The sequence below is a fragment of the Kitasatospora sp. NPDC088779 genome, assembly GCF_040685395.1.
In the GTDB taxonomy this organism is placed as follows: Bacteria; Actinomycetota; Actinomycetes; order Streptomycetales; family Streptomycetaceae; genus Kitasatospora.
Genome location: NZ_JBFBHW010000111.1, coordinates 1 through 3,829, shown reverse-complemented (window position 1 = coordinate 3,829; position 3,829 = coordinate 1). Strand labels below are relative to the sequence as shown.

At 76.1% G+C, this 3,829-nt stretch carries 1 protein-coding gene; it reads right to left on the bottom strand.

Annotated elements, in window-relative coordinates; translation table 11 throughout:
- On the bottom strand, positions 1-3,829 hold a 3,829-nt coding region (locus AB0P03_RS40620; protein ID WP_363589701.1), incomplete at both ends, for a condensation domain-containing protein.

The window sequence follows — 3,829 nt, the reverse complement described above, 5'->3', positions numbered from 1 at the left end:
TACCCGGCGCCGACCAGCAGGTGGCGGGCGCCGCCGTCCTCCAGCAGCCCGGTGTTGCGGGCGGCCGGGGCGGCCGGGTCGAGCGGCAGGTAGGCACCGCCGGCGCCGATCACGCCCAGCACGCCGGCGATGAACGGGACGCCGGGCTCGGCGAGCATCGCGACCACCGAGCCGGTGGTGACCCCGGCCTCCGCGAGGCCCGCGGACAGGCCGCCGGCCGCCTCGACCAGTTCCTGGTAGGTCAGCGAGCCGGCGCCGTCGGTGACGGCGGTCGCCTCGGGGGTGCGGGCGGCGACGGCGCGCACCCGCTCGACGACGCCGAGGCTCTCCTCGGGGATCGACGGGTCCCATGTGCCGAGCAGTCCGCCCAGCTCGCCGGGGGTGCCGGTGCCGGTGAGGTCCGCCGGGCCGGTCACGTCGACCTGGGCGAGCGGCAGTCCGGGCCGCTCGGCGACGGTCCGCAGCAGGTGCTGGAAGATCGCCGAGACCCGCTCGACCTCGGCCCGGCCGAACAGGCCGGGGTTGTAGTCCAGCCGCAGGTGCAGGCTGTCGCCGGGGTGGACCACCAGGCTCAGCGGGTGGTGCCGGGCGTCGAGGGCCTCGGTGCGGACGATGCGCGGGCCGTCGGCGACGCCGGTGTCGAGGCCGTTCTCGTCCAGCGGGAAGTTCTCGAACAGCACCACGGTGTCGAAGACCTCGCCGGACAGGCCGGCGGCCTGGTGGATCGCGGCGAGCCCGAGGTGCTCGTGCGGGAGCAGCGCGGTCTGCTGGTCCTGGAGGGCGTGCAGCAGTTCGGCGAGGGTGGCATCGGGGTGCAGTCGGGCCCGGACCGGCACGGTGGTGAGGAACATGCCGATCATCGACTCGACGTCCGGGACCTCGGCCGGGCGGCCGGAGGTGACGGCGCCGAACACCACGTCCTGGCGGCCGGTGAGCCGCCCGAGCAGCAGCGCCCAGCAGCCCTGCACCACGGTGTTGACGGTCAGGCCCTGGGTGCGGGCCCAGCCGGCGAGCGCGGCGGTCAGCTCGCGCGGCACCTCGGCGAGCACCGCGTCGGGCAGCACCGGGAGGCGGCTCGGGTCGGCGGGGACGAGCAGGGTGGGCTCGTCGACGTCGGCCAGCACCTCGTGCCAGGCGGCCCGGGCCGCCGTGCGGTCCTGCGCGGTCAGCCAGGCCAGGTACGAGCGGTACGGGGCCGGGTCGGGCAGCAGCGCGACGTCCGCGCCGGGCGCGCAGAGCGCGAACAGCTCGCGGACGAGCAGCGGCATCGACCAGCCGTCGACCAGGATGTGGTGGCTGGTCCAGATGAACCGGTGCCGGCCCTCGCCGTGGGTGACGAGCGCGAAGCGCAGCAGCGGCGGCGCGGCGAGGTCGAAGCGGCGGGTGCGCTCGGCCTCGGTGATGCGGCTCAGCTCGGCGGCCCGGGCGGGCTCCGGCAGGTCGGTCAGGTCGGCGTCCAGCCAGGGCAGTTCGGCGTGCTGGGCGATGACCTGGACGGGCTCTCCGGTGGCCCGGGCGCGGAAGGCGGCGCGCAGGTTCGGGTGCCGGTCGAGCAGGGCCTGCCCGGCGGCGCGCAGGGCGTCGGCGTCGAGGTCGCCCTCGATGTCGGCGACGATCTGCAGGGTGTAGACGTCGACCGCGTCCGCGCCGCCCCCGGCGGCGGTGTCGTAGTCGGCGTGGAAGAGCATGCCCTGCTGGAGCGGGGTGAGCGGCAGGACGTCGGCGAGGGCGGTGCCGGCCTCGGCGAGTTCGGCCTCGTACTCCTCGATCTCGTCCTGGGCCAGGGCGACCAGCGGCAGGTCGGAGGGGGTGCGGCCGCCCGCACCGGGGGCGGTGGCGTGCCGGGCGAGCAGTTCGAGGGCGCGGAACCAGGTGGCCGCGACGTCCTGGGCGTCCTCCTCGGCGACGGTCCGGCCGGCCCAGGACCAGTTGGCGATCAGGTGCGGGCCGTCGTGCCGGTCCTCGGTGGCCGGGGTGACGTCGAGCAGGTGCGGCAGCGGCATGGCGGGGTGGGCGCCGGTGCCGACCACGCCGTCGCCGCCGGCCGGCTCCCAGAGGCGGGCCTCGCGGGCGTCGAAGCGGCCCATGTAGTTGAAGCCGATCTGCGGCTTGTGGTGGCCGGCCAGGGCGCGGGCGGCGTGCGGGTTGAGGTAGCGCAGCAGGCCGTAGCCGACGCCGCGGTCGGGCAGCGCGCGCAGCTGCTCCTTGATCCGCTTGAGGGCGGCGGCGAGGGCGGGGCCGCCGGCCCAGAGCTCGTCCCAGTCGAGCGTGCCGGGGTCGAGGCGCATCGGGAAGGCGCTGGTGAACCAGCCGACGGTGCGGGACAGGTCGAGGCCGTCGCCGAGCTGCTCGCGGCCGTGGCCCTCCAGCTCGATCAGGGTCTGGGCGTAGTCGGCGCGGCCGTGCCGGCGGCGCCAGTCGGCGACGGCGAGGGCGAGGCCGGTCAGCAGGACGTCGTTGACCTCGGCGTGGAAGGCCGCCGGGACGTCGGTGAGCAGCGGGCCGGTGACCTCGGGGCCGAGCTCCAGGCGCAGGGTGCGCTGGGTGCCGTAGACGTCCGTCTCGGGGTCGAGCCGGTGGGTGCCGACCAGCGGGTCGGGGCCGGTCAGGATCGACTGCCAGAGGGCGAGTTCGGGGCCGCGGACCTGGGTTCGGGCCTGCGCGGCGAGCAGCTGGGACCAGGCGCGGTAGGAGGTGCCGACCGGGTCGAGGGCGGGGGTGCGGCCGGCCGCCAGCGCCTCGCAGGCGGCGGCGAGGTCGGGCAGCAGGATCCGCCAGGACACGCCGTCGATGACCAGGTGGTGGGCGGAGAGCACCAGCAGGGCGGTGTCGGCGCCGGGGGCCGCGCCGATCAGCACGGCCTGGATCATCACGGCGGCGGCGGGGTCGAGCCGGGCGCGGGCGGCGGCGGCCTGCCGCTCGGCGAAGCCGAGGGCGTCCTGGTCGTCGGCGCCGCTGCCGGCGCCGTTCTCGGCGGTGGCGACCAGGCGGACGCCGGCGAGCGCGCCGGGGGCCAGTGCCTCCAGGTGCCACAGGCCGGGGGCGGGTTCGGTGGCCCGGGTGCGCAGCGCGTCGTGGTGGTCGACCAGGGTGTGCAGGGCCGCGTCGAGCAGTTCGGCGTCCAGGGCGGCGGGGACCCGGACGACCACGTGCTGGCTGTACTTGACGACCGGGCCGGTGAGGCTGGTGGTGTCGTCGTGCAACTGGCCCATGATCGGGGTGAGTTCGTACGGGCCGGTGCCGCCGGCGTCCTCGGCGGGCGCGGTCGCCGCCGTGGGGTCGGCGCCGCCCGCGACCCGGGCGAGGGCGGCGGCGGTCTTGTGGGTGAAGATGTCGCGGGTGGTGAGGGTGAGTCCGGCCTTGTGGGCGCGGCTGACGACCTGGATGGAGCGGATGCTGTCGCCGCCGAGGGCGAAGAAGTCCTCGTCGATGCCGACCCGGCCGGTGCCGAGGACCTCGGCGAGGATGTCGCAGAGGACCCGCTCGCGCTCGGTGCGGGGGCCGCGGAGGGTGTCCTGCTCGGCGAGGGCGGGCTTGGGCAGGGCCTTGCGGTCGAGCTTGCCGTTGGGGGTGAGCGGCATGGCGTCGAGGACGAGCCAGGACGCCGGGATCATGTATCCGGGCAGCAGTTGGGAGAGTTCGGCCCGGACCTGCGCGGGGTCGACGCCGGGGCCGGTGAGGTAGCCGATGAGGCGGGGGTTGCCGGAGGCGTCGGGGAGGACGGCGACGGCGGTGTCGGCGACGGTGTCGAGGGAGCGGATGACGGCTTCGATCTCGCCGGTTTCGACGCGGCGGCCGCGGATCTTGACCTGGTGGTCGCGGCGTTCGA